The organism is Cupriavidus sp. 05N38 (assembly GCF_056397345.1).
Window position 1 is genome coordinate 1 of the sequence record NZ_JBFTNF010000140.1, and the last position, 3,407, is coordinate 3,407.

A 3,407-nucleotide genomic window follows, 5' to 3' on the forward strand; every position below is an offset into this window, starting at 1 on the left:
GTAATGACCTGTAATGACCTCGGGTCTAGCCATCCTCGGGCGTCTCCATTGCATTCAACCGGGCAGGCTGAATACCATGGACAGGCCCTCAGGCGGACATTTGAACTTTGCTAGAACCGGACATTACAACTTTGCCGCTACATCCAATGTTCGCATAATTAGTCTTATGTTAAATCATGTAGCGAGCCGCAAATCATGTTGGCGCGGCCATCCAGGATTTTCCTCGTTATCGCGGCAACCGCCGGCAAGTGACCGGCGCCCGTTGAATGCGGAAGCCCCGGCTCAGCCTGCCTCAACACGGTTGCGCCCATCGGCCTTGGCGCGATATAGCGCCGAATCGGCTCGCGCCAGCAATTCGTCAAGGGTCGCTTCCCCGGCCTCGATGCTGGCCAACCCCAGGCTTGCCGTGCAGCCGGGCTGCCCTGCGATGGCCGATTGCTGCTCCACTGCCTGCCGCACGCGCTCGGCCATTGCAAGCGCGGCCTCCATGCCGGTACGCGGCAGCAGCACGACAAACTCTTCGCCGCCAAAACGGCCGAGATAGTCCGTGTAGCGCAGCGCCCGCCCCACGGTTTGTGCGAAATGAGCCAGCACGCGGTCACCCACCAGGTGTCCGTGCTGGTCATTGATGCGCTTGAAGTGGTCGATATCCATCAGCAGCAACGACAGTGGCTGGCCGCTGCCGCGCTGGTTATTCAGTTCGCGACTCCCTGCGTGCAGCACAGCCCGGCGGTTCAATACCCCTGTCAGGTCATCGCGTTGCGCCAGGTACTCGAACTCCGCGCGCAACCGCTCGCTCACGGTCAGCAGCAGGCCAAGGCAGACGAACAGCGACGCGAAACAATACGCTGCAATGTACGTGGTCTGAATAGCCGAAGGGGAAAACCGCGGAGTATTGACGGTATCCTGCAAAAGCGTCGTCGCTGCCCGCACCAGCAGGACCAGCCCCTGGAAAGCGAGGACAACTGCCATGAAGCGCGGCGCAAAACCCCGGCCGTGCTGCCAGGTCATCCGCGCATGAGTCAGGCATATTGCGGCCAGCACCGTGGTAAGCAGCAACACGCGAATCCGGTAGTCGGGATAGACCAGCAGGAACCAGGCGATGCCGGCCAGGCAGCCAATGCCCACGCCGAGCCAGTATTTCCAGGTGCAGGGCACCCCGTAGAAGCGCTGGCTGCCGAAGTAGAACAATGCGCAGCCCGAAAGCAGCAGCGCGTTACCGCCAAACGCGACGAGCACGGCCGGCCACTGCCCGTCCATCGCATAGAAGGCGGCGGAAAGCGCGCAAAGCAGCGGTGCGAGCGCCCAAGGCAACAAGCCTTTGATGGAGGCAGGATAGGCGCGGCGAAAGGCCAGCAGGATGATGCACAGGGCGATATTGATCATCCCCGTCATCGCCGACATGGAGCGCAGGTCCAGGTTCAGCATTGGTCAGCCGTGGAGATACAGGATTGACCGTGGCCGGTGACCGGTCGTGATACTGTAGGAAATGCAGTCATGTGAGTATGCCTGTTCAAGCTGGCATTGCACCCTGCACGGCTAGCCGTGGCAGGTGGAGATTCGGCAATCCCACCGCAGGGGCAATGCATTGGGAAACCACGGGCGCAAGACCTACCTGCGCCCGTGTAAGGCAGGGCGAAGCATACGCGATTTGGGGACCGGTACACCGGGCGGCGCGCCATGCACTACCCTTCGGTGACCCCTCGCCTGGCGCATCGCCTGGCGCACCGCGTTACCGCGTTCTTCAGGACGTCAGGCCTTTGGCGCGGAGCCAACTCAGCCACGCTTGATCTTCGATCTCGTACGAGCCCCGCGACTCTTTCCATACGATCTCACGCTCACGAAGGGCGTCAATTGCATTTTGAACCGTCGCAGCGCTGACGCTCACATGATCCGGCACAAGGGCCTTGTACGCGGAAATGGCGCTCTCTCCGAAGGGAGAGAATTGACCATCCTTGTCAGCCATGACACGCACTACCGCCTGCTGAAGTGGCGACAGTGATGTGAAGTCGCTTTCGACGTCATGCCACAAGCGTTCCTGGACGAGCGTCGCGTCATCCTTGAGCCGGGCACTGAGGTTTGGCGATTCGTTCGCCAGTGCGATCGTGCCAATCAGGTGGCGCAGCATCTCCGGGCGATGCCCGACCATCACGAAGGCTTCGTAGACGGCCTCCGGCTCAAACTGATTGCCCGCGGCGAGCGCCCTATTTACGCTCTTGGTGAATTCGTCGGTAAAGTTTCTATCGAGCAGCGGGAACGGCGTCACCTGGGAACCGTAGAACGGCATGCGCGAATTCATGACCAGGTGCGCGAGTTTGTCCCGGCTTGAGCCGGTGAAGACCAGCATGAGGTCCGGGGCCTTGCCCGAAACGTTCATCGAGTCGCGCGCCGCCTTCAGGCCGAACATTGCCTCGACGCCCTTCTCCGTGGTCAGAGCATGCTGCGCTTCATCAACGATCAAGAGAACGGGTTTCCTGGCGGCCTTGCGCAGCGCCTCAAGGGTCTGCGTGAGCGTGACGCCCGCTGGTAGTCCCGTGGCGGTGAGGTCTAACCCAAGGGTGCCCATGACGGTGACCTTGGTGAGGCCGACAGCCTTTGCGGCTTTGCTCACGACACCGGTGTGATCGGCAATTTTGTGCTTGATGGCGTCGGCGATCAGCTCGCCCGGGTCATGCGCCTTGTTCGACCACAAGTCGACGTACACGGTGACCCAGTCGCGCTGCTCGGCGGCCGGCGTAAGGTCCTCGCGCAGGAAGGTGGACTTCCCTACCCGACGCGGCGCCGCGAGGAACAGGCCCGAGCGGGCATCCTGGACTCCCTCCCCGGCCAAGGCAGCGCAGAAGCTTGCCGCCAACGCGGGTCGGCGAAACGTGTAGCGTTCGGAGGCGGCGGACGGCTTGGACATGTGTCTTCCTGGTGCGATTATCACCATTTATCCTATCTGGATAATTTATCCTTCGCAAATAAATAATGATAAATGCCTGGTGAGGCATATGTGTTCGGGGGCCAGGGCGTCCTGGCACCTCCGGGGAAGGATCTGGCAGCAACACTTCGATGCGCTTGGCCGGATGCACACGCAGCAGCTTGAGCGCGCCGCGGATTTAGCCGGCCGCTTAGCTGAGCGGACTCCTTCCGCCGGACCGAAAAACATTCAATTATTTTGACTAACTATGACAGTGATGGGCCACTTTCCGCGGTCTGACGCTGGTTATAGTTCTGCACATGGGCAGCGCAACAAGGCAACGAAGCAAGCCAGGCGCTACCGGATAAAACTCAAAATCATTGAATCACCTTAATTGGAGAACATCGTGTCGAACGCCAAACTGCAAGTCCTGACCCCGCGCAACAGCCAGCTGATCGTCATCGACCACCAGCCCCAGATGGCCTTTGGCGTGCAGTCGATGGAC

2 protein-coding genes and 1 pseudogene are annotated in these 3,407 nt (G+C 60.7%); 1 reads left to right on the top strand and 2 read right to left on the bottom strand.

The genetic code is table 11. The features are described from left to right. Positions 1-282: 282 nt before the first annotated feature. Both AC1DK4_RS40385 and AC1DK4_RS40390 read right to left on the bottom strand, forming a co-directional pair. Positions 283-1,428 (bottom strand): GGDEF domain-containing protein, encoded by a 1,146-nt coding sequence (locus AC1DK4_RS40385; RefSeq protein ID WP_441624464.1) that lies wholly within the window; start codon positions 1,426-1,428, stop codon positions 283-285. A 316-nt stretch (positions 1,429-1,744) separates the two neighbouring features. Beyond that, on the bottom strand, positions 1,745-2,905 hold the full coding sequence (locus AC1DK4_RS40390) for a hypothetical protein (RefSeq protein ID WP_441624466.1): 1,161 nt from the start codon (positions 2,903-2,905) through the stop codon (positions 1,745-1,747). 403 nt (positions 2,906-3,308) lie between these two features. Here AC1DK4_RS40390 and AC1DK4_RS40395 point away from each other — a divergent pair. After that, a pseudogene (locus AC1DK4_RS40395) lies at positions 3,309-3,407 on the top strand (hydrolase); the annotation flags it as partial.

Excerpts from the sequence above, each read along its gene's own strand:
- AC1DK4_RS40385 (WP_441624464.1), bottom strand. The coding sequence starts at position 1,428 with ATGCTGAACCTGGACCTGCGCTCCATGTCGGCGATGACGGGGATGATC.
- AC1DK4_RS40390 (WP_441624466.1), bottom strand. The coding sequence starts at position 2,905 with ATGTCCAAGCCGTCCGCCGCCTCCGAACGCTACACGTTTCGCCGACCC.